The sequence below is a fragment of the Photorhabdus thracensis genome, assembly GCF_001010285.1.
GTDB lineage: Bacteria > Pseudomonadota > Gammaproteobacteria > Enterobacterales > Enterobacteriaceae > Photorhabdus > Photorhabdus temperata.
Genome location: NZ_CP011104.1, coordinates 990,787 through 1,016,031, shown reverse-complemented (window position 1 = coordinate 1,016,031; position 25,245 = coordinate 990,787). Strand labels below are relative to the sequence as shown.

The window sequence follows — 25,245 nt, the reverse complement described above, 5'->3', positions numbered from 1 at the left end:
GAGGTCGCCCGTCTTGTACAAACGGGCATCCGGTTCTGCTGAGAAGGAGTCAGGAATAAAACGCTCTGCTGTCAGTGCCGGCTGGTTGAGGTAACCGCGGGCCACACCAACCCCACCAATATGGATTTCACCGGCCACACCAAGGGGCACGGGCTGACCCTGTGTATCCAGAATATAGATTTGGGTATTGGCGATAGGGTGACCAATGTAAGAGGAAGTTCGAGTCAAGCCATTTAACGCAGACCAGACTGTCGTTTCCGTTGGCCCATACAGATTCCAGAGCGTAGGAACCTGTTGGAGCAACTGTGTTGCTAGTTTTTCAGGTAATGCTTCCCCACCACACAGCACCTTAAACTTGGTTGGCAGAGAGAAAGTCGGCATTTGCAATAACATACGCCATGTCGAAGGCGTTGCTTGCATGAAGGATACATTATGATGCGCAATTAAGGCGGCCAGTTGCTGTGCATTCGTTGCTTGTGCCTGTGTCGCCAATATGATCCGAGCTCCGGCTAATAACGGCAGGAATAGTTCTAAAATGGAAATATCGAAAGAAAGAGAGGTAATACCCAGTAAAACATCCTCCTCCGTAATACCAGGTTCCTTGCTCATCGAACACAAGAAATTAACAATATTACTGTGTTCAATCATCACACCCTTTGGTTTCCCTGTTGAGCCCGAGGTATAAATCACATACGCCAAATGACGTGAGGTCAGTCCCAGTACCTGAGCCGCAAGGTTTTCTGCCGGCCCATTATCCAGAACTGATGAGCCACGAGCATCAAGCACGATGGTAGGCAGGTGACTGTCCAGGGTTTCCAGCAGACCAGTTTGGGTAAGCAACGCCACGGGAGCGGCATCTTCCAGCATATAAGTCAGGCGTTCGGCCGGATAAGCGGGATCGAGTGGCACATAGGCAGCACCCGCTTTGAGGATACCCAATAATCCCACCATCATTTCCAGGCTGCGTTCAATACAGATGGCGACTCGATCGTCCGGGCGTATACCCAGAGCAAGCAGATGATGAGCTAATCGATTAGCACGGCAGTTCAGTTCGTTGTAGCTGAGAGTGATTTCCTCAAACACCACAGCGGTGGCATCTGGAGTACGTACTACCTGTTGCTCAAACAATTCATGGAGCAAAACCTCTCTAGGGAAGTCTGCCTCGGTATTATTGAAGTCCACCAGTATTTGCTGACGTTCGGTAGCAGGCAGGATCGGCAGGTCCAAAATAGATTGTTGGGATTCAGTTGCCAGTGCTTCAATCAGACCGCTGATGGCCATAACCAAATAGTTTGCAATCCGAGTGGGGCTAATTCCTGAAATAGTCTGAGCCACTAGATTGAAGCCTTCCCCTAAATCATCTACCGAGAGGATCAACGGGTAATTAGTACGCTCCTCTGTCGCCAACAAACGCATGCCATCCCAAGCTGTATCGTCTGCGTCTGGCTGGCTATGGCGGTAGTTAAGCAGAGCGCTAAATAATGGCATGGGAGGCGTCACACCACTGCAACGCTGGGCCAGCGCCAGAGGGGCCTGTTCATGCTCCAGCAATGTTGTGAGGTTACGGTAGGTGGTCTGTACCACTTCCAGTACACTGCGATTAGCAAGGGATACCCGCAATGGCAGGGTATTAATAAACATCCCCATTACCCGATCAGCGCCGACAGAGCCTTGCAGACGGCCCAGCAGTACGGAGCCGAAGACCACATCGTCACAGCCGCTGGTCTGCGCCAACACCTGCGCCCAGGCAACATGAAATATCACACTTGGGCTGATACCCAGATGGCGGGCTTGATTGCGGATCGTTTGGGCCAGCTTGGTATCCAGCAACAAACGGGCTTCGGTAATATCCCCGCCGTCACCTTGCACATTAAGCAAACCAAGAGGCGCTGTTGGGGTATCGACATCGGCGAGCTGGGCACGGAAGTAGCCCTCATGCACAGAAACCGGCACGCTCCGTGTTTGGGCGATAAAGTTGCGGTATGGCAGCGAGTTGGGCAGTTCTCCTATACGCCCTTGCAATAGTAAGCGAATTTCATCAACGATAAGTGTCAGCGTCATATGATCGCCGATCAAATGATGGAAACTCAGCGCCAACAGCCATTCGTGACTGGCCGGATCATGGGCAATATCGGCGGTGAGCAGCGGTGCCTGACTAAGATTAAGCCGGCGCTGTCGTGGATCAATATGGTCTTGTAGCTGGGCCAGCACATTGTTTTCTGAGGTCGGCACAAAGGTGTTCACTGACAATGGTGCCTGTCGCCAGACCACCTGTACGGGCAGGGTTAGTCCCTGCCAGCAGATGGCGGTACGCAGGATGTCGTGGCGGTCGATCACGTGTTGCAGGGCGCTAAGGAAGGCGTCAAGACGTGTACGGCTATCAAAAGCCACCAAGCTGTTTAACAGATAGGTATCCCCTTGTTCCTGCAAGCGATGGTGGAACAGAATGCCTTCCTGCAACGGGGCAAGCGGATAGATATCCTGAACATTGGCAGCACCACCGGGAACGGTGTCGATAATGGTATCGAGCTCAGTCTGGGACAGTGCCACCAGTGGCAACAGATCGGGTGTAAGGACAACACAATCTTTGCTAATGCGATTAGGGGGAACTATGAAGGCAGGCATCTCTTGAAGGGCCTGAATAGCCAGAGCCATCTCGGAAAGGATCGGTGCCGAGAAGATGCTGCGGACATCAAGTGTCTGCCCCAAAACGCGCAGTCGTTCAATCAAGCTGACCGCCATCAGTGAATGGCCGCCGAGTTCGAAGAAATGATCATGACGGCCAACACGCTCCAAGCCCAGTAGCTCCTGCCAAATCTGTGCCAGCAGGGTTTCCAGTTCGCCCTCAGGTGTTTCATAACCACGCGTTGCCACGGCAAACTGCTTAGGGATGGGCAGCACCTTACGGTCAAGTTTACCGTTAGGGGTCAGCGGGAAGCTTTCCAGCGTCACAAAAGCGCTGGGCAGCATGTAATCGGTTAAATGTTGAGCCAGTTGCTGGCGCAATTCAGCTGGCACTAGTTCAACGCCGGACTGCGATCGGAGATAGGCCACCAGGCGTTTTTCTCCGGCAATGTCTTCGCGGGCGATAACAATAGCTTCGCGTACTCCAGAGCATTGGACGAGACGTGACTCGATTTCACCGAGCTCAATCCGGAAACCACGCAGCTTGACCTGAAAATCGTTGCGGCCCAGGTACTCGATATTGCCATCCGGCAGCCAGCGACCGAGGTCGCCCGTCTTGTACAGACGGGCATCGGGTTCTGCTGAGAAGGAGTCAGGAATAAAACGCTCTGCTGTCAGTGCCGGACGGTTGAGGTAACCGCGGGCCACACCGGCACCACCAATATAGATCTCACCGGCCACACCAAAGGGCACTGGTTGGCCTTGCGCATCCAGAATATAAATCCGGGTGTTGGCGATCGGTTGTCCGATGGGAACGTTGTCGGTGATATTATCCTGATTATGAGTATCAAACGTGATGCAACCCACCACTGTTTCGGTTGGGCCATACTCGTTAACAATACGTGACTCAGGAGATAACTCACGCCAAAGTGCTACGATTGAACGGGTTAGTGCCTCCCCGCCGACGATGAAACAGTGTGCAGGGCAGATCCATTTTGCAGCCAGTAATTCCTGACCAATTGCGGCGAGATGAGAGGGTGTTATTTTAACCAGAGTCGCGGACTCCATAGATGTGGATAACAGTGAGGGCGCCAATTCCGTAAGTTCCTGACCTTCACGGATAAGGCGTATTTTGCCCCCACAAAGCAGAGGCAAGTAAATACTGGTGACTGTTGCATCAAAGGCAAAAGATGATGACACGATGCTATCTATCTGTCCGGCAGTAACATAATGACTGAGAGCCCACTGTAGGTAATTTCTAAACCCGTGGTGTTCAGCCATAACTCCTTTGGGCTGACCGGTGGAGCCGGAGGTGTAAATCACATACGCCAGATGGTGTGGCGTATGTGCCCGGACAGCCGGATTATTGTCCGCACAAGTATTGCAGGCCGGGGTATCCAGCAGCACCGTCGGCAGACCGCTGCCCAATTTTTCAGCCAGTGATGTCTGGGTAAGCAGGACCACCGGCGCCGCATCTGCCAGCATATAGGCCAGCCGTTCGGTCGGGTAAGCTGGGTCGAGGGGCACATAGGCGCCGCCAGCTTTAAGGGTTCCCAGCAGTCCCACCACCATCGCTGGACTGCGTTCAACACAGATAGCGACCCGGTCATCAAGCTGTACGCCCAGTGCAATTAAATGATGCGCCAGCTGATTGGCACAGCGGTTCAGTTCACCATAGCTGAGTGACTGCCCTTCAAATAGCACGGCGGTGGCATCCGGGGTGCGTGCGGCCTGTTGCTCAAACAACTCATGGATCAGGGCCGCTTGCGGGAAGTCACGCTCAGTGGCATTGAAGTCCGCCAGTAATTGCTGACGTTCAGCGGCAGGCAACACATCCACCGCCAGGGCCGGTGAATGCGGTGCATCCGCCAATACCGCAACCAGTTGTTCCAGTGCCCTGATCAAATAGGCATTGATCCTCTTCGGATCGACAGTGCTGACAGTTTGAGCGGATAACATAAAATCCTTACCATCATCATCAATCGAGATCCCCACGGGATAATTGGTGCGTTCCCGGCCAGCCAGACTGGTTATACCAAACTGCGACAGGTTAAGCGTGCCGCTGTCCTTGTCACTCACATGCCGGCAATTGAGCAAGGCACTGAACAACGGCATATTACCGAGCCCGCTATAGCGCTGCACCAGGGACAAGGGGGTCTGTTCATAACGCAATAAATTAGCGCATATGTCAGTGACTGCCTTGATGAGGGCCTCAGCGCTGATCCCTTTGAGTTTCAGCCTGACCGGCAGGGTATTGATAAACATCCCCAACGCGCCCGCACTGCCCGCCATGCCCGACATACGGCCTGATAAGGTGGTGCCGAATACAATATCGTCACGCCCGCTGGTCCGGGCGACGACCAGTGCCCAACCCGCATGGAACAACGCCGCGGGGCTGGTGCCCAGCCTGCGGGCCGTTTCACGGAGGGCGCGTGATAAGCCGGCATTAAGGGGCTGTTGGGCTTCGGCCGTATGTTCGCCCCCTTCCTGAACATTGATCAGGCCAAAAGGGGCTGTCACTTCATCAAGATCCGCCAGATAGTCCGGGAAGAAGGTTTCTGCGGCCTGAATATGGCTTTCCTGACGGGTATAAGCCACAAAGTTACGATAAGGCACCGATGGCGGTAAATCGGCACTTTTGCCCAGTAAGAATGCCGCCGTTTCCGCGAGAACCTGCCGTAATGAGAGGTTATCATCGATAATATGATGAAATTGGAGCAAGACGTACAGCCTGGCTGAATGTGGTTCAGCAGCGGTTTGTAAGCGTATCAGCGGTGCCTGAGATAAATCCAGCTGCCCGTGTGACAACTCCATGCGGGCTTGCAAACTGGCGGCCATATCATCACAGTTCTTTAGGATCAGGCGATGAACCGGCAAGGGGGCGTGCCGGTGTATAACCTGAACCGGCTGGGATAACCCGGCCCAGTGGACGGCGGTGCGCAGGATATCGTGCCGGTCGATGACCGCTTGTAATGCAGCCGTGAAAGCGTCAAGGTTTGTCTGGCTATCGACACATAACAGCGACGAGATAACATAGGGATCTTTGTGCGGATCAAGTCGATGATGGAACAGGATACCTTCCTGCAACGGAGCCAGCGGATAGATATCCTGCACATTGGTCACTCCGCCGGGCACCCGGTTGACGATGGTGTCGATTTCGGCTTGGGACAGGGTGACCAGCGGTAACATCTCCGGCGTGAGCGCGGTGTTGCCGTCAGGAATACGGTTGGGCGGCACGACAAAGGCCGGGACATCACCCGGAGATACCTGAATCGCCCGGGCCAGATCGGCCAGGATCGGTGCGGTGAATACCGTACGGACATCCAGTTCCCAGCCCCGCTGGTGCAGCCGTTCGATTACACTGACCACCAGCAGCGAGTGGCCGCCGAGTTCGAAGAAGTGATCATAACGCCCGACACGCGCCAATCCCAGCAAGTCTTGCCAGATCTGCGCCAGCCCCGTTTCAACCTCACCCTGCGCAGGCGCATAGCCCCGTGACACAATGGCCGACTGATCGGGAGCAGGCAACGCCCTGCGATCGAGCTTGCCGTTCGGGGTCAACGGGAAAGCCGCCAGCATCACAAAGGCACTGGGCAGCATGTAGTCGGTCAGGTGCTGTGCCAGTTGCGGGCGTAAATCCGCCGGCACCAGTGCAGCACCCGCCTGCGGCCGGACATAGGCCACTAACCGTTTGTCACCCGGGATATCTTCACGGGCGATAACGACCGCTTCCTCCACTCCCGGACACTGGGTCAGGCGCGCTTCTATTTCCCCCAGCTCAATACGGAAGCCACGCAGCTTGACCTGAAAGTCGTTACGGCCCAGGTATTCGATACTGCCGTCGGGTAGCCAGCGGCCGAGGTCGCCGGTTTTATACAGGCGGGCATCCGGGGCGCGGGAGAATGGGTCCGGGATAAAACGTTCCGCTGTCAGTGCCGGACGGTTCAGGTAACCGCGGGCCACCCCTACCCCACCGATATGGATTTCACCGGCCACACCGAGCGGCACGGGCTGACCCTGGGTATCCAGAATATAGAGTTGGGTATTGGCAATCGGGCGGCCAATGGGGACAAAGTGGCGTTTATCCTCGCGCTGACAGGCCCAATAGGTGACATCAATCGCGGCTTCGGTTGGGCCATACAGGTTGTGCAATTCGGCCTCAAAGTGGGAGAAAAAGCGCTGTTGCAGCTCTGGCGGCAAGGCCTCACCACTGCAAATCACCCGTTTGAGGGAGGCGCAGGTGTGCTCCGGCGAAACCCTCTGCACAAACTGCTGTAACATGGAAGGCACAAAGTGCAATGTGGTAATACCGGCGGTCTCAATCAACCGGGCCAAATACCCCGCGTCTTTGTGGCCTTCGGGGCGGGCCATCACCAGACGAGCCCCCCAGAGCAGGGGCCAGAAGAATTCCCAGACGGACACATCGAAACTGAACGGGGTTTTCTGCAAGACACGGTCATCGGGCGTCAGGCGATAGGCAGCCTGCATCCAGACCAGACGGTTACACAGGGCCCGGTGGCTGTTCATCACCCCTTTGGGCTGGCCGGTAGAGCCGGAGGTATAAATCACATAGGCCAGATGCTGTGAAGTCAGTCCCCGTGCCCGGCTGTTGGGGTTGCTGTCCGGCGTCCCGTCAAAGACAGACGGCGAGCGGGCATCTAGCACCACGGTAGGCAGGCTGCTGTCCAGTATTTCAACCCGCGCGGACTGAGTCAGCAAAGCCACGGGTGCCGCATCACTGAGCATATAGGCCAGCCGTTCGGCCGGATAAGCCGGATCGAGCGGCAGATAGGCACCGCCGGCCTTAAGGATGGCCAATAATCCCACCACCATCTCCAGACTGCGCTCGGCGCAGATGGCGACCCGGTCATCCGGCTGTACGCCGAGGGTCAGCAGGTGATGGGCCAGCCGGTTGGCGCGGCGGTTCAGTTCGTCATAGCTGAGAGCGTGTTCTTCAAACACCACAGCAATGGCATCCGGGGTACGTGCCGCCTGTTGTTCGAACAATTCATGGATCAGGGCGGCCTGTGGGAAATCCGCCTGTGTGGCGTTGAAATCCATCAGCAGTTGTTGCTGCTCTGTGACCGGTAGTATAGGCAGAGATGAAAGCGCTTGCGTCACATCCGCGACCATTGCTGTCAGCACGTTCTCAAGGTAACCCGCTATGCGAACCACGGTCTCCCGCTCAAACAGGTCGGTCGCATATTCCAGCCCCCCCACTAAACCGGCGTCGGTTTCAGTCAGCGACAGCGTCAGATCAAATTGGCTGCTGCGCTGCGGTTGCTCAACGAGGGCGAGTGCCAGACCGGGCAACTTCAACGCCTGAGCCGGGGTGTTGTTCAGCGCCAGCATGACCTGGAAAACAGGGCTGTAACTCAGGCTGCGGGCCGGCTGCAATGCATCTACCACCTGTTCGAAAGGCAGGTCCTGATGGGCATAGGCCGCCAGTGTGCGTTCGCGAACCTGAGCAAGCAGTTCCGCCACCGTGTGGCACTGACCGGGTTCGATACGCAAAGCCAGCATATTGACGAAAAAACCAATTAATGCTTCGGTTTCGCTGTTCTGGCGGTTGGCCACGGGGGTACCGATGACGATATCGTCCTGACCGCTGAGGCGGGCAAGTACAACAGTCCAGGCCGCGAGCAGGGTCATAAACAGGGTCGTGCCCTGACGTTGCCCCAGTGCCTTGAGGGAAGTGAGGACTTCAGCATCCAGATGGAAAGGCACCCGGCTGCCGGCATAACGCTGTACTGACGGGCGTGGGCGGTCCGTGGGCAATTCCAGCAAGGCGGGCGCGCCCTGCAATCGGGCACACCAGAAATCACGTTGTTCGGTAAGGCGGTCTCCCTGCAACTCATTGCGCTGCCAGACGGCATAGTCGGCATACTGGATAGGCAGAGGCGGTAAAGCGGCATCCTGACCCGCAAGAGCGGCCTGATAAAGCGTCGCCAGCTCACGGACCATGATGCCGGTGGACCAGCCGTCGGAGATGATATGATGCTGGGTAAACAGCAGCACATGCTCCTCATCGGCCAAGTGCAGCAATTGACCGCGGATCAGCGGGCCCTGAGTGAGATCGAAGGGCGTATAGGCCTCATATTCGGTGAGTTCGGCAACGCGCTTGGCACGGGCTGTTGCGTTCAGGGAACGTAGATCCAGACAGGAGAGTGAAAAGCCGATGTCTGTAGGCGCTATCTGCTGGCAGGGCTGACCGTCAACCAGCGTAAAGTGGGTACGCAGGCTCGCTTGGCGGGCGACAAGGCTATCGAGTGCCGCGGTGAGGGCCTGCGGGTCAAGCTGACCGGAAAGCTGCAATACCGCGGGAATATGGTAGGCCTGGCTGGCAGCGGAATCGAGTTGGCCGAGGAACCACAATCGCTGCTGGGCAAAAGAGAGTGGCAGAGGCAAGCTGTGATCGGCCGCAGGGATAACAGCCCGGGCGGTGACTGAGGCAGCAGTGAGTGCCCGGGCGAGGTCAATCAGGACAGGCTGGGCAAAAAGCTGAGCCAGCGGCAGATCCAAAGCTAACTCTTGGCGTACACGTGTCGTGCATTGAACTGCGAGTAATGAATGCCCGCCGAGTTTGAAGAAATGGTCATAACGCCCGACACACGCCAGCCCCAGCAGGTCTTGCCAGATCTGGGCGAGCGTTGTTTCCAGTTTGCCAACGGGCGCCTCATAGGCATGCATTGCCACGGCAGACTGGTCGGGTGCTGGCAGTGATTTGCGGTCGAGTTTGCCATTGGGCGTGAGCGGGAAGCTCTCCAGCATCACAAAGGCACTGGGCAGCATATAGTCGGCCAGATGCTGTGCCAATTGCCGGCGTAAATCCGCCGGCACTAATTCAACGCCGGACTGAGGCCGGAGATAGGCCACCAGACGGGTGTCGCCCGGAATATCTTCGCGGGCGACGACAACGGCTTCTTCTACACCCGGATACTGAACAAGTTGGGTTTCGATTTCACCCGGCTCAATGCGGAAGCCGCGCAGCTTGACCTGAAAATCGTTACGGCCGAGGTATTCGATATTGCCGTCCGGCAACCAGCGGCCGAGGTCGCCGGTTTTATACAGCCGGGCACCAGATACGGTTGAGAACGGGTCGGGAATAAAGCGTTCTGCTGTCAACTCTGGGCGGTTAAGGTAGCCGCGGGCCACACCGGTGCCGCCAATATAGATCTCACCGATAACACCGAGAGGTACGGGTTCACCTTGTACATCCAGAATATAGATTTGGGTATTGGCGATTGGCCGACCGATGCTAGGCTGCGACAGCGATAAATTAACCGGACAGATACTAGCATCTACCGTACATTCTGTTGGTCCATAGACGTTGATGAAGCGGGTGGTTTTTATATGTTGCAATTTGGACCACACTAAAGGAGGAATGCTATCACCACCGATCAGTGCCAGCTTGGGTTGATAACCGGAGGTTGTTCCCAAACCTGCTTCTAGTAGCCATTGCAATTGGATCGGTGTGCAGTCAAACATATCCACAGCATGCCGTGCAAAATAGCGCCAAAGTGTCTGACCATCGGTACGAAGGGCTTCAGGGACGATGACCAATGTATGGCCAGAAAGCAACTGGAGCCAGCTTTTCACCGATGCGTCGAATACAATACTGGCATTCATTGCTATGCGGCACGGTTGCTTGAGGGCAAATGCTATATTTAATCCTGTGTAAAGATTGATAACATTCCTGTGTTCCACCATTACCCCTTTGGGTCGCCCTGTAGAACCAGAGGTATAAATCACATAGGCCAGATGGCGTGAAGTTAGCCCCAGCGTCTGAATATCAAGATTATTTTCCAGTTTCTCATCAAAGATAGATGGCAACTGGGCATCAAGTAATATACTGGGCAGATTGCTGTCCAGCATTTCAACCAGTGTGGATTGAGTGAGCAGGGCCACTGGTGCGGCATCGTCGAGCATGTAAGCCAGCCGCTCGGCCGGATAGGTCGGATCCAGTGGTACGTAAGCGCCGCCAGCCTTGAGAATAGCCAGTAGCCCCACCATCATCTCCAGGCTACGTTCAACACAGATAGCCACCCGATCATCCGGGCGTACACCTATGGCGAGCAGATGATGAGCCAGGCAATTGGCACGGCGATTCAGTTCACTGTAACTGAGAGACTGTTCTTCAAACACCACGGCGATAGCGTCTGGGGTGCACACCACTTGTTGTTCAAACAGTTCATGGATCAGAGCTTCCCGTGGGAAGTCAGTCTCTGTGTCATTGAAATCCACTAGTAACTGCTTGCGCTCAGTAGCAGGCAGGATTGATAGATTCAAAGCAAGCTGCTGGGGTTCATTCGTCAGGGCTTCAACCAAGCCACTGATGGCTGTGACCAGATAACCCGCTACCCGGACGGGATCGACTGCTGCGACAGTTTTGACTACCAGACTGAAATCTTCCCCAAAGTCATCGACCGAGAGGGTCAGCGGGTAGTTAGTGCGCTCTTCTGCCGCCAACAGACGCATGCCGTCCCAAGTTGTATCGTCTGCGTCTGGCTGGCTATGGCGGTAATTGAGTAGAGCGCTGAACAATGGCATCGGCGGTGTCACACTGCTACAACGTTGGGCTAGTGCTAAAGGAGCCTGCTCATGTTCAAGCAGTGCCGTCAAATCATGGTAGGTGGCCTGCACCACTTCCAGTACACTGCGGCCAGCAAGGGACACTCGTACTGGCAGGGTATTGATAAACATTCCCATCACCCGATCGGCCCCGGCAGAGCCTTGCAGACGACCCAGCAGCACGGAACCAAAGACTACATCATCACGGCCGCTAGTCTGCGCCAGCACCTGTGCCCAGGCAACATGGAACAACACACCCGGTGTGATACCCAGACGGCAGGACTGACTGCGGATTGCCTGTGCCAGTGCATGATCTAGAGGAAGATGCGTTTCGGTTATGCCTTCACCATCGCCCTGTACGTTAAGTAGGCTGAAAGGGGCTGTTGGTGTATCGATATCGGCCAGTCGGGCGCGGAAATATGCCTCATGTGCTGAAAGCGGCACGCTCAGAGTCTGGGCAATAAAGTTGCGGTAAGGTAACGGGGTTGGCAAGGTTTCTGCTTGTTCCTGCAACAATAAGCGGACTTCGTCAGCGATAAGCTCCATCGTTATATGATCGCCGATCAAATGATGGAAATTTAGGGCCAATAGCCACTCATTGCTGACTGGATCGAGTGCAATATCAGCGGTGAACAGAGGTGCCTGACTCAAGTTAAGCCGACGTAGGTTGGTGTGCGCCTGTAACTGAGCCAACACATTATCTGAGGAGGTCGGGACAAAAGTGGTGACCGACAACGGAGCCTGACGCCAGACCACCTGAACAGGCTGCGTCAGTCCTTGCCAACAGACGGCTGTGCGCAAGATATCGTGGCGATTAATCACTTGTTGCAAGGCATCAAGGAAAGCGTCGAGACGAGTACGGCTATCAAAGGCAATCAGACTATTTAACAAGTAGACATCACCTTGCTCCTGTAGCTGGTGATGGAACAGAATACCTTCCTGTAACGGAGCAAGCGGATAGATATCCTGCACATTGGCGGCACCGCCAACCACAGTCTTGACAACCGTGTCGATTTCCGCCTGAGATAATGCTATCAGTGGCAGCATGTCTGGCGTAATGGTGTCACAATCAGTACTAATGAGGTTGGGTGGTACATTCAGTGCAGTATTTCCAGCTACTTCTGTTGTCAGGCGAGCAGCCATCGCCGTCAGGGTCGGTGATGCGAAGACAGCGCTAACATCAAGGGTCAGATCACGTTGGCGTAGTTGTTCAATCAAGCTGACGACTAGCAGTGAATGTCCCCCCAGCTCAAAGAAATTGTCGTGACGTCCAACCTGCTCCAGCCCCAGCAAAGTTTGCCAGATAGCTGCCAGTTGCTGTTCCATTTCACTCTGAGGTGTCTGATATTCGCGGCTGGCAATGGCGGTCTGATCCGGAGCCGGTAGTGCCTTGCGATCTAGTTTTCCGTTCGGAGTCAGCGGGAAGGTCTCCAGCATCACAAAGGCGCTGGGGAGCATATAATCCGCCAGGCGGGTACTCAGCTGTTCGCGCAGGTTGATGGCATCCAGCGTGATGTCAGGCTGTGGCACGAGATACGCGACCAAATGTTTTTCGCCATTATCTTCTTCACGTGCGATAACTACAGCATCCTTAACACCCGCGCAACCGGCCAATTGTGTCTCTATTTCCCCCAGTTCAATGCGGAATCCACGGATCTTGACTTGGAAGTCATTGCGACCGAGATAGACGATCGTACCATTTGGCTGCCAGCACCCCAGATCGCCGGTCTTATACATTCTGGCATTCGGTTGAGAACTGAATGGGTCGGAGACAAAACGTTCAGCGGTAAGCTCAGGGCGATTCAGATAGCCACGGGCAACTCCCGCACCGGCAATATAGATTTCTCCAGTGACGCCGAGTGGCACAGGTTGTCCTTGTGTATCGAGAATATAAATGCGGGTATTGGTAATCGGGCGACCAATTGACAGCGTTTCTGTTGCGTCCAGTACCTCGCCACCCTCCAAGGCCAGCGAAGTGGTGATAACGGTGGTTTCGGTTGGCCCGTAAGTATCGACCCAGCGGCAGTGCTGAGTTTCAGGCATGGATTGCCAGTCGATAAGATGACGGTATTCGGCTTTCTCACCACCAACCGTGATTGAGCGCAGAGAAGGACTGATATCACAGCGGCCAGCTTTCATCTCCTGTACCCACTGGTGCCAAAAGGCAGTCGGTAGATCTACCACACTGATGGCCTGTTCTTGCAAGAAATGGCTAAAGGCGGTGTCTGGTATCCGAATATGCGCTGGGCGCAGAATTAAGGTGGCACCGACAGTCAGTGTTGGAAAAATTTCAGACACAGCTGTATCAAAGGCAATCGTGGCAAATTGCAGGATACGATCAGTGGATTTGAGTTCACTGATCTGGCATTGGGCATGAGTAAAATTCACCACGTTACGGTGCTCGATCATCACGCCTTTAGGCAACCCAGTAGAGCCAGAAGTATAGATAACATAAGCCAAATGGTGCGCTTGTAATCCCTGTTGTACCGGATCAGGATTGGCAACAGATTGTTGAGCAACCGTGTTCAAGTGTTTGACATTGTCCAGTAACCAGACAGGGATATCGGCTATCGGTAAATGCGTCCGTAAATGCTGCTGGGTGAGTAGTAATTTTGGTGCACTGTCAGATAAGACATGCGTCAGCCGTTCGCTAGGGTATGCGGGATCGAGCGGAACATAACCCGCCCCGGCTTTTAATATGCCTAGTATGCCAATCACCATATCCAGACTGCGTTCAACACAAATTGCAACGCGATCATCGGAACGTACACCAAACTCAATCAGGGCGTGTGCCAGTTGGTTAGCGCGCTGGTTCAGTTCGGCATAACTCAATGACAAACCTTCAAACACTACGGCGATGGCGTCAGGGGTACGTTTAACCTGTTGTTCGAACAGTTCATGGATCAGGGCTGCCTGCGGGAAGTCCGCTTGTGTGGCATTGAAATCGACCAAAAGCTGCTGACGCTCAGCGGCAGGCAGGATCGGCAGGCTCAGAATAGGCTGCTGTGGCTCGGTTTTCAGCACTTCAATCAGGCGGCTGATGGTTGTAGCTAAATAATCCACCACTCGGACGGGATCAACGCCTGCAACGCTCTGGGTTATCAAATTGAAATCCTCCCCCAGATCATCTACCGAGAGGGTCAACGGATAGTTAGTGCGTTCTTCTGTGGTCAATATACGCATACCGTCCCAAACCTTATTAGCCGTACCTGGCTGGCTATGGCGGTAGTTAAGCAGGGTGCTAAAGAGCGGTAGCGGTGGGTTCACGCCGCTACAGCCCTGTGCCAGCGTCAGGGGGGCTTGTTCATGCTCCAACAGCGCGGTCAGATCGCGATAGGTGGCACGCACAACTTCCAGTACACTGCGATTAGCAAGGGATACCCGCATTGGCAGGGTATTGATAAACATCCCCATCACTTGATCAGCGCCGGCTGAGCCTTGCAGACGGCCAAGCAGCACAGTCCCGAAGACTACGTCGTCACGGTCGCTGGTTTGTGCCAGCACCTGAGCCCAGGCGACGTGGAATAAAACACTTGGGCTGATACCCAGACGGCGAGCCTGCATACGTATTGCTTGCGCTAGTGTGGTATCCAATAGCAAATGGGCCTCAGTCATATCCTCACCGTTACCCTGTACATTAAGCAAGCCAAAGGGGGCTGTTGGGGCATCGACATCAGCGAGTCGGGCGCGGAAATAGTTCTCATGCACGGAGGCTGGCACGCTCAGGATTTGAGCGATAAAGTCGCGGTAAGGTAGTGCAGCAGGTAGGGCAGCAGGTAGGGCTTCTGTCTGCCCCTGCAACAGCAAACGAACCTCGGCGACAATAAGCTCCAGCGTCATATGATCGCCAATTAGATGATGGAAGTTCAGGGCCAACAGCCATTCACTACTGGCAGGAGCTTGAACAATATTGGTGGTAATTAACGGGGCTTGACTCAAATCAATATGACACCGACACGGATCGGTGTGCGCCTGCAATTGGGCCAGCACATTTTCTGCGGAAGCGGGCACAAAAGTGGCCACTGACAGTGGCGCCTGACGCCAGACCACCTGCACAGGCTGTGTCAATCCCTGCCAGCAGACAGCGGTACGCAGGATATCATGGCGGTCTATCACCCGTTGCAGCGCCCAAAGGAAAGCCTCAAGGCGTTCCTGGGTATCAAAGGCGATGACATGGTGCAACAGATAAGCATCGCCTTGCTCTTGCAACCGATGGTGGAACAGAATGCCCTCCTGTAGCGGTGCCAGCGGATAGATATCCTGCACATTGCCTGCCCCGCCCGCCACGGAGTCGGCAATGGCATCAATTTCCGCCTGAGACAGCGTGACCAGCGGTAACATCTCAGGCGTGAGCACGGTGCTGCCGTCAGGGATCCGGTTGGGCGGCACAATAAAAGCCGCTTCCCCCTGCTCCGTCCGGATAGCCTGCGCCATGTCGGTCAATACGGGCGCGGAGAAGACACTGCGCACATCAAGCAGCCAGCCGGCATTGCGCAGTTGTTCAATCAGGCTGACCGCCATCAGCGAGTGGCCGCCGAGTTCGAAGAAGTGGTCGTGCCGGCTGATGCGTGCCAGCCCCAGCAGGTTTTGCCAAATCTGCGCCAGCGTGGTTTCCCGTTCACCCACAGGGGCTTCATAGTCACGGGTGACGGCTGCTGACTGGTCAGGCGCGGGCAGCGCCTTGCGGTCCAGCTTGCCGTTCGGGGTCAGCGGGAAAGCCGCCAGCATCACAAAGGCACTGGGCAGCATGTAGTCGGTCAGGTGCTGTGCCAGTTGCGGGCGTAAATCCGCCGGCACCAGTGCAGCACCCGCCTGCGGCCGGACATAGGCCACTAACCGTTTGTCACCCGGGATATCTTCGCGGGCGATAACGACCGCTTCCTCCACTCCCGGACACTGGGTCAGGCGCGCTTCTATTTCCCCCAGCTCAATACGGAAGCCACGCAGCTTGACCTGAAAGTCGTTACGGCCCAGGTATTCGATACTGCCGTCGGGTAGCCAGCGGCCGAGGTCGCCGGTTTTATACAGGCGGGCATCCGGGGCGCGGGAGAACGGGTCCGGGATAAAACGTTCCGCTGTCAGTGCCGGACGGTTCAGGTAACCGCGGGCCACCCCTACCCCACCGATATGGATTTCACCGGCCACACCGAGCGGCACGGGCTGACCCTGTGTATCCAGAATATAGAGTTGGGTATTGGCAATCGGGCGGCCAATGGGGACAAAGTGGCGTTTATCCTCGCGCTGACAGGCCCAATAGGTGACATCAATCGCGGCTTCGGTTGGGCCATACAGGTTGTGCAATTCGGCCTCAAAGTGGGAGAAAAAGCGCTGTTGCAGCTCTGGCGGCAAGGCCTCACCACTGCAAATCACCCGTTTGAGGGAGGCGCAGGTGTGCTCCGGCGAAACCCTCTGCACAAACTGCTGTAACATGGAAGGCACAAAGTGCAATGTGGTAATACCGGCGGTCTCAATCAACCGGGCCAAATACCCCGCGTCTTTGTGGCCTTCGGGGCGGGCCATCACCAGACGAGCCCCCCAGAGCAGGGGCCAGAAGAATTCCCAGACGGACACATCGAAACTGAACGGGGTTTTCTGCAAGACACGGTCATCGGGCGTCAGGCGATAGGCAGCCTGCATCCAGACCAGACGGTTACACAGGGCCCGGTGGCTGTTCATCACCCCTTTGGGCTGGCCGGTAGAGCCGGAGGTATAAATCACATAGGCCAGATGCTGTGAAGTCAGTCCCCGTGCCCGGCTGTTGGGGTTGCTGTCCGGCGTCCCGTCAAAGACAGACGGTGAGCGGGCATCTAGCACCACGGTAGGCAGGCTGCTGTCCAGTATTTCAACCCGCGCGGACTGAGTCAGCAAAGCCACGGGTGCCGCATCACTGAGCATATAGGCCAGCCGTTCGGCCGGATAAGCCGGATCGAGCGGCAGATAGGCACCGCCGGCCTTAAGGATGGCCAATAATCCCACCACCATCTCCAGACTGCGCTCGGCGCAGATGGCGACCCGGTCATCCGGCTGTACGCCGAGGGTCAGCAGGTGATGGGCCAGCCGGTTGGCGCGGCGGTTCAGTTCGTCATAGCTGAGAGCGTGTTCTTCAAACACCACAGCAATGGCATCCGGGGTACGTGCCGCCTGTTGTTCGAACAATTCATGGATCAGGGCGGCCTGTGGGAAATCCGCCTGTGTGGCGTTGAAATCCATCAGCAGTTGTTGCTGCTCTGTGACCGGTAGTATAGGCAGAGATGAAAGCGCTTGCGTCACATCCGCGACCATTGCTGTCAGCACGTTCTCAAGGTAACCCGCTATGCGAACCACGGTCTCCCGCTCAAACAGGTCGGTCGCATATTCCAGCCCCCCCACTAAACCGGCGTCGGTTTCAGTCAGCGACAGAGTCAGATCAAATTGGCTGCTGCGCTGCGGTTGCTCAACGAGGGCGAGTGCCAGACCGGGCAACTTCAACGCCTGAGCCGGGGTGTTGTTCAGCGCCAGCATGACCTGGAAAACAGGGCTGTAACTCAGGCTGCGGGCCGGCTGCAATGCATCTACCACCTGTTCGAAAGGCAGGTCCTGATGGGCATAGGCCGCCAGTGTGCGTTCGCGAACCTGAGCAAGCAGTTCCGCCACCGTGTGGCACTGACCGGGTTCGATACGCAAAGCCAGCATATTGACGAAAAAACCAATTAATGCTTCGGTTTCGCTGTTCTGGCGGTTGGCCACGGGGGTACCGATGACGATATCGTCCTGACCGCTGAGGCGGGCAAGTACAACAGTCCAGGCCGCGAGCAGGGTCATAAACAGGGTCGTGCCCTGACGTTGCCCCAGTGCCTTGAGGGAAGTGAGGACTTCAGCATCCAGATGGAAAGGCACCCGGCTGCCGGCATAACGCTGTACTGACGGGCGTGGGCGGTCCGTGGGCAATTCCAGCAAGGCGGGCGCGCCCTGCAATCGGGCACACCAGAAATCACGTTGTTCGGTAAGGCGGTCTCCCTGCAACTCATTGCGCTGCCAGACGGCATAGTCGGCATACTGGATAGGCAGAGGCGGTAAAGCGGCATCCTGACCCGCAAGAGCGGCCTGATAAAGCGTCGCCAGCTCACGGACCATGATGCCGGTGGACCAGCCGTCGGAGATGATATGATGCTGAGTAAACAGCAGCACATGCTCCTCATCGGCCAAGTGCAGCAATTGACCGCGGATCAGCGGGCCCTGAGTGAGATCGAAGGGCGTATAGGCCTCATATTCGGTGAGTTCGGCAACGCGCTTGGCACGGGCCGTTGCGTTCAGGGAACGTAGATCCGGACAGGAGAGTGAAAAGCCGATGTCTGTAGGCGCTATCTGCTGGCAGGGCTGACCGTCAACCAGCGTAAAGTGGGTACGCAGGCTCGCTTGGCGGGCGACAAGGCTATCGAGTGCCGCAGTGAGGGCCTGCGGGTCAAGCTGACCGGAAAGCTGCAATACCGCGGGAATATGGTAGGCCTGGCTGGCAGCGGAATCGAGTTGGCCGAGGAACCACAATCGCTGCTGGGCAAAAGAGAGTGGCAGAGGCAAGCTGTGATCGGCCGCAGGGATAACAGCCCGGGCGGTGACTGAGGCAGCAGTGAGTGCCCGGGCGAGGTCAATCAGGACAGGCTGGGCAAAAAGCTGAGCCAGCGGCAGATCCAAAGCTAACTCTTGGCGTACACGTGTCGTGCATTGAACTGCGAGTAATGAATGCCCGCCGAGTTTGAAGAAATGGTCATAACGCCCGACACACGCCAGCCCCAGCAGGTCTTGCCAGATCTGGGCGAGCGTTGTTTCCAGTTTGCCAACGGGCGCTTCATAGGCATGCATTGCCACGGCAGACTGGTCGGGTGCTGGCAGTGATTTGCGGTCGAGTTTGCCATTGGGCGTGAGCGGGAAGCTCTCCAGCATCACAAAGGCACTGGGCAGCATATAGTCGGCCAGATGCTGTGCCAATTGCCGGCGTAAATCCGCCGGCACTAATTCAACGCCGGACTGAGGCCGGAGATAGGCCACCAGACGGGTGTCGCCCGGAATATCTTCGCGGGCGACGACAACGGCTTCTTCTACACCCGGATACTGAACAAGTTGGGTTTCGATTTCACCCGGCTCAATGCGGAAGCCGCGCAGCTTGACCTGAAAATCGTTACGGCCGAGGTATTCGATATTGCCGTCCGGCAACCAGCGGCCGAGGTCGCCGGTTTTATACAGCCGGGCACCAGATACGGTTGAGAACGGGTCGGGAATAAAGCGTTCTGCTGTCAACTCTGGGCGGTTAAGGTAGCCGCGGGCCACACCGGTGCCGCCAATATAGATCTCACCGATAACACCGAGAGGTACGGGTTCACCTTGTACATCCAGAATATAGATTTGGGTATTGGCGATTGGGCGGCCAATAGGAACATTGCGAGTGAAACTATTCAGCTCATAGGCATCAAACGTGATGCAACCCACCACGGTTTCGGTTGGGCCGTACTCATTGACAATGCGTGATTCAGGAGAAAGTTCACGCCAAAGTGCTACGGTTGAACTAGAGAGAGGCTCTCCCCCCACAATGAAATAGTGCGCAGGACAAGTTTGTTTTGCCGTCAGCAATTCCTGACCAACCACAGCAAAATGGGTTGGGGTGATCTTGACCAGAGTAGTGGCATCCATAGATAACAGGGTGGGTATCAACTCGATCAATTCTTGTCCGTCACGGAGCAGTTGTATTCTACCGCCACAAAGCAGGGGCAGGTAAATACTGGTGACAGTCGCATCAAAGGCCACCGGTGATGACACAATACTGTTTAGTCGATTTGCATTAGCATAGTGTCTAAGAGCCCACTGTAGGTAATTTCTGAATCCGCCATGCTCAACCATAACTCCTTTGGGTTGCCCGGTGGAACCTGAGGTATAGATCACATACGCCAGACTGTGTGAGGTCAATCCCAATGCCCGAACATCGGGGTTTTCTGCTGACGCTTTATCAAAAATAGATAGTTGTTGGACATCAAGCACTACAGTAGGCAGGTTGCTGCCCAGTGTTTCCCTCAGGGCTGCTTGAGTAAGTAGTGCGACTGGCGCCGCATCATCCAGCATATAGGCCAGTCGTTCGGCCGGATAGGTTGGATCCAGTGGTACATAGGCACCACCAGCCTTGAGAATAGCCAATAACCCCACCACCATCTCTGGACTGCGTTCAGCACAGATGGCCACCCGGTCATCAGGTTTTACCCCCAACGCAAGCAAGTCGTGGGCTAGACAATTAGCACGGCAGTTAAGTTCCTTGTAGCTGAGAGCGCGTCCTTCGAACACCACAGCAATGGCGTCAGGAGTGTGTTCAGCCTGTTGTTCAAACAATTGGTGTACCAGTGCGTTTTGTGGAAAGTCAGTTTTGGTCGCATTGAAATCCATCAGCAATTGCTGACGCTCATTGGCGGACAAGATTGGCAGGCGACAAATAGGCTGCTGAGGGTCAGTAGCCAAGGTTTCGATCAGATTACCCATGACTGTGGTCAAGTAACCTGCTATTCGAGCGGGATCGATCTCCGCAACGCTTTGAACCAACAGACTAAAATCTTCACCTAGATCATCTACCGAGAGAGTGAGCGGATAGTTGTTACGTTCTATTGTGGTTAGCAAGCGGGTACCGTCCGAGGTAATATTATCTATGTTTGATTGATTATGACGGTAGTTGAGTAAAGTGTTGAACAGCGGTAATGGCGGGGTAACACCACTACAGCGTTGGGCTAATGCCAGCGGAGCCTGCTCATGTTCCAACAGCATCGCTAGATCACGGTAGGTGGTCTGCACCATTTCCAATACACTGTGATTAGCAAGGGATACCCGCACCGGTAGGGTATTGATAAACATTCCCATGACTCGATCAGACCCAGCGTAACCTCGCAGGCGACCCAGCAGCACGGAACCGAAAACCACATCATCACAGCCGCTGGTCTGTGCTAATACTTGCGCCCAGGCAACATGGAATAGTACCCCTGCACTGACTCCTAAGTGGCGGGCCTGAGTACGGATCGCTCGTGCCAGAGTGCTGTCCAGCAATAAATGGGCTTCGATAATATCGTGAGCACCATTCTGTACATTAAACAGACCAAATGGTGTCGTTGGTGTATCAATATCGGCGAGTCGGGCACGAAAATAGTCTTCATGAACTGAAGACGGTACATTCAAGGTCTGGGCAATGAAGTTACAGTATGGTAGCGGATTAGGCAGTTCGTCAGTGAGTCCTTGCAGTAATAGATGGATTTCACTGGCGATAAGTTCCAGTGTCATATGGTCGCAGACCAAATGATGGTAACTCAGCGCCAGCAGCCACTCGTGACTGACCGGATCATGAGCGATATCGGCGCTCAGTAACGGTGCCTGACTTAGATCAAATCGGCGTTGACGTGGGTCGGTGTGGGTCTGTAACTGGGCTTGCACATTGTCTGCTGAGATAGGCACGAAAGTCATCACTGATAGCGAGGCTTGTCGCCAGACCACTTGTACGGGTTGGGTCAGTCCCTGCCAGCAGATAGCGGTACGCAGGATATCGTGGCGATCAATGACTTTTTGCAAAGCATCAAGGAAGGTATCAAGACGCTGACGGTTATCAAAAGCAATCAGACTATTTAACAGGTATGTATCGCCTTGCTCCTGTAGGCGGTGATGGAACAGTATGCCTTCCTGTAGCGGTGCGAGCGGATAGATATCCTGCACATTGGCCGCGCCGCCAACTACAGTTTTTGTAATCGTGTCGATTTCTGCTTGAGATAATGTTACTAAGGGCAACAAGTCGGGAGTAATAGCGGTGCAGTTTTTAGGAATACGGTTGGGTGGCACAATAAAAACAGAGTTATCTTGATTTATCTGGATAGCCTGAGCCATGTCAGCAAGCACGGGTGCGGAAAAAACGCCGCGAACATCAAGCAGCCATCCATCATTACGCAGTCGTTCAATCAGGCTGACCGCCATCAGTGAATGACCACCGAGTTCAAAGAAATGATCTTGACGGCCAACACATTTCAATCCCAGTAAGTCTTGCCAAAGCTCAGCCAGTTTTGTTTCCCGTTCCCCACTGGGGGCTTCATAGCTACGCGTTATTACTGCTGATTGATCAGGTGCTGGTAGTGCTTTACGATCGAGTTTACCGTTGAGAGTCAGCGGGAAAGTTTCCAATATCACGAATGCACTGGGCAGCATATATTCAGCTAATTGCAAAACAAGTTGCTGACGTAGCTCAGCCGGGACAAGCTTAATACCGGGCTGAGGCTGAATATAGGCAACCAGCCGTGTATTATTGGGGGTATCTTCACGAGAAATGACAATAGCCTCCCGCACTCCCGGACATTGAATGAGATGGGCTTCGATTTCACCCAGTTCAATGCGGAATCCACGTAATTTGATCTGAAAATCATTACGGCCGATGTACTCAATATTACCGTCAGGTAACCAGCGTCCAAGGTCACCGGTTTTGTACATGCGGGCATCAGGATCTGAGGTAAACGGATCAGTCAAGAAACGCTCGATAGTCAATTCAGGGCGGTTCAGATAACCCCGGGCCACCCCGGCACCCGCAATATAAATTTCGCCGGTTACACCAAAAGGCACGGGTTGGCCTTGTGTATCTAGAATATAGATTTGGGTATTGGCGATAGGGCGACCAATAGAGGGTTGTGATAACGTGATATCAATCGGGCAGACAGTGGCATCTACCGTACATTCTGTTGGCCCGTATAGGTTAAGAAATCGGGAAGTCGTGATTTGTTGCAATCTGGACCAAACTAAAGGTGAAATGGCATCACCACCAATCAACACGAGCTTAGGCTGATAATCAGAAGAAGAGCCTAAACCAGCATTCAGTAACCATTGCAATTGGACTGGCGTGCAGTCGAAGACATCCACTGCTTGACTGGCAAAATATTGCCATAGCATGTCCCCATCTGGGCGCATGTTCTCAGGGACAATAACTAACGTGTGGCCTGACAACACTTGGATCCAATTTTGTACTGAAGCATCAAATACCAGACTGGCATTTACGGCTACACGATATGGCTGTTCTGTGTTATTCAATCCAGTATGAAGACCTAGTCCAGTATAAAGATTAATAACATTCCTGTGTGTTACCATGACTCCTTTAGGTTGCCCGGTAGAGCCGGAGGTATAAATCACATAAGCCAGATGGTTTGAGGTCAGTTTTTGGGCCTGAGTATTGGGATTTTCTGCCGATTTTTTATCAAAGGCGGACAAGACCGGGGTATCAAATACCACGGTAGGCAGATGGCTATTCAGTTTTTCAATGAGTGAAGACTGAGTCAGCAGAGCCACTGGTTCCACATCATCCAGCATATAGGTCAGTCGCTCAGACGGATAGGTCGGATCGAGGGGCACATAGGCGCCGCCAGCCTTGAGAATAGCCAGCAGCCCCACTATCATATCCAGACTACGTTCAACACAAATAGCGACCCGCTCATCGGGCTGTACGCCTAAAGAAATCAGATAATGCGCTAAACGATTGGCCCGATGATTCAGTTCATTGTAGTTAATTGATTGTGTTTCAAATACCACGGCAATGGCATCAGGAGTGCGTTCAACCTGTTGCTCAAACAGCTGATGTATCAGTGTGTTTTGTGGAAAATCAACTTTGGTTGCGTTGAAATCCATCAATAATTGCTGACGCTCCCACGAAGGTAAGAGAGGGGCATTCCCAATCGGCCTATCTAAAGAAGTTATGGCGGCTTCTACTAATAGGGCTAAACGAGCCTGGAGGGCAATGACTTCTTCGTGATTCAGGTAATTAGTATTGTAATTGAATTCGATTGTGACAGGCTGGCTTACCTTTTCAAGGTGGGTAAATGTGTATTGGTATATAGCTATTGCAAGGGGGAACATTGCACCACGATGTGACGCTTTAAGCGTTGTGACAGCTTGTTGCATATTAAAATTGGTGTTGAACAACTCAAGCGACAGTGTGATATCAAAAAGTTGGGCACGTCCTGTTTTCTGTTTTATCTGTGTATGCTGGTTAATTTCTGTAATGGGTAGCCGCTGATACTTATAGCAACGACGTAACTCTGCTGCGACCTTGTGCATAACATCAAGGAAAGAGTCTTTAGAGTGAATAGTCACTCCAATGGGAATGACTGACGAAAATGTCCCTAGGGTACATTTCTGTTTCGCATTTTTGCGATTGTGCACTGGAATGCCAATAACAATCTCTTCTGTGTTTGTACTGCGTGCGAAATAGCAAGCCAGAACGGCATACATAAAATGGAGGATAGAGAATCCATGAGCGGCCACTGTATCTTCAATCTGTTGAAAAAGTGTTGCGTCCAGCTGCCAAAGAACGGGTTTTGCCGGCGAGTGAGTGACAGATGTGCCTGGATTTGAGGGCGGAATTAGGGCTGGAGGCAGTTTTTCATAGCGTTCCAGCCAAAATTGCAGGTCGCGCGCGTGTAATTTGGAGTCAAGATAGGTACGATCTTCAACAATAAAGTCAAGGTAGGAAGGAGCAACGTCTGCTAATGTATCCCCTTTGACCAAACGATTGTAATTATCTGCAAGATCTTTGATAACCAGCCTCAAACCCAGACCATCTGAGATCAAATGATGACAGCAAAATTGCCAGTACCAGCGTGTATCACTGACTCGCAGCAACTCAGAACGCCACAGCTCCCCATACAAATGGAACGGGCGTATAAAAGTAGCGTGCACTTGCTGTGTGGCTTGGGCTTCTGCATCAGCATAGTGTGAAAAATCGTGCACAGCTAAAGATACGGAGGAAGTATCGACGAGTTTTTGGCGAGGTAATCCGTGGGTATCCACAAGCCGTAAGCGCAATGTGTCATGGCGAGAAACAACGGCTTCAAGAGCCTGAGTGAACAATACTTCATCCAGATCTCCATCAATACAGACCAATGTACTAATGTTGTAATTGGGGGAGTCAGGATGAAGAATTTGGTCAAGCCAAATGACTTGTTGAGTAGAACTAAGTGATAGTTCATGAGAAGAAGTAAGAGGATTTTCTAATGATAGGTTGTGGCTATGTGGCGTATTCAT

At 54.1% G+C, this 25,245-nt stretch carries 1 protein-coding gene (only partly in view); it reads right to left on the bottom strand.

From position 1 onward, the window contains the following. Positions 1 to 25,245: the 5' portion of a non-ribosomal peptide synthase/polyketide synthase gene (locus VY86_RS04130; protein WP_046974040.1), read on the bottom strand. Its footprint begins 705 nt before the window's first position; the window shows 25,245 of its 25,950 coding nt (coding positions 1-25,245); the start codon lies at positions 25,243 to 25,245; its stop codon lies off the left edge, out of view.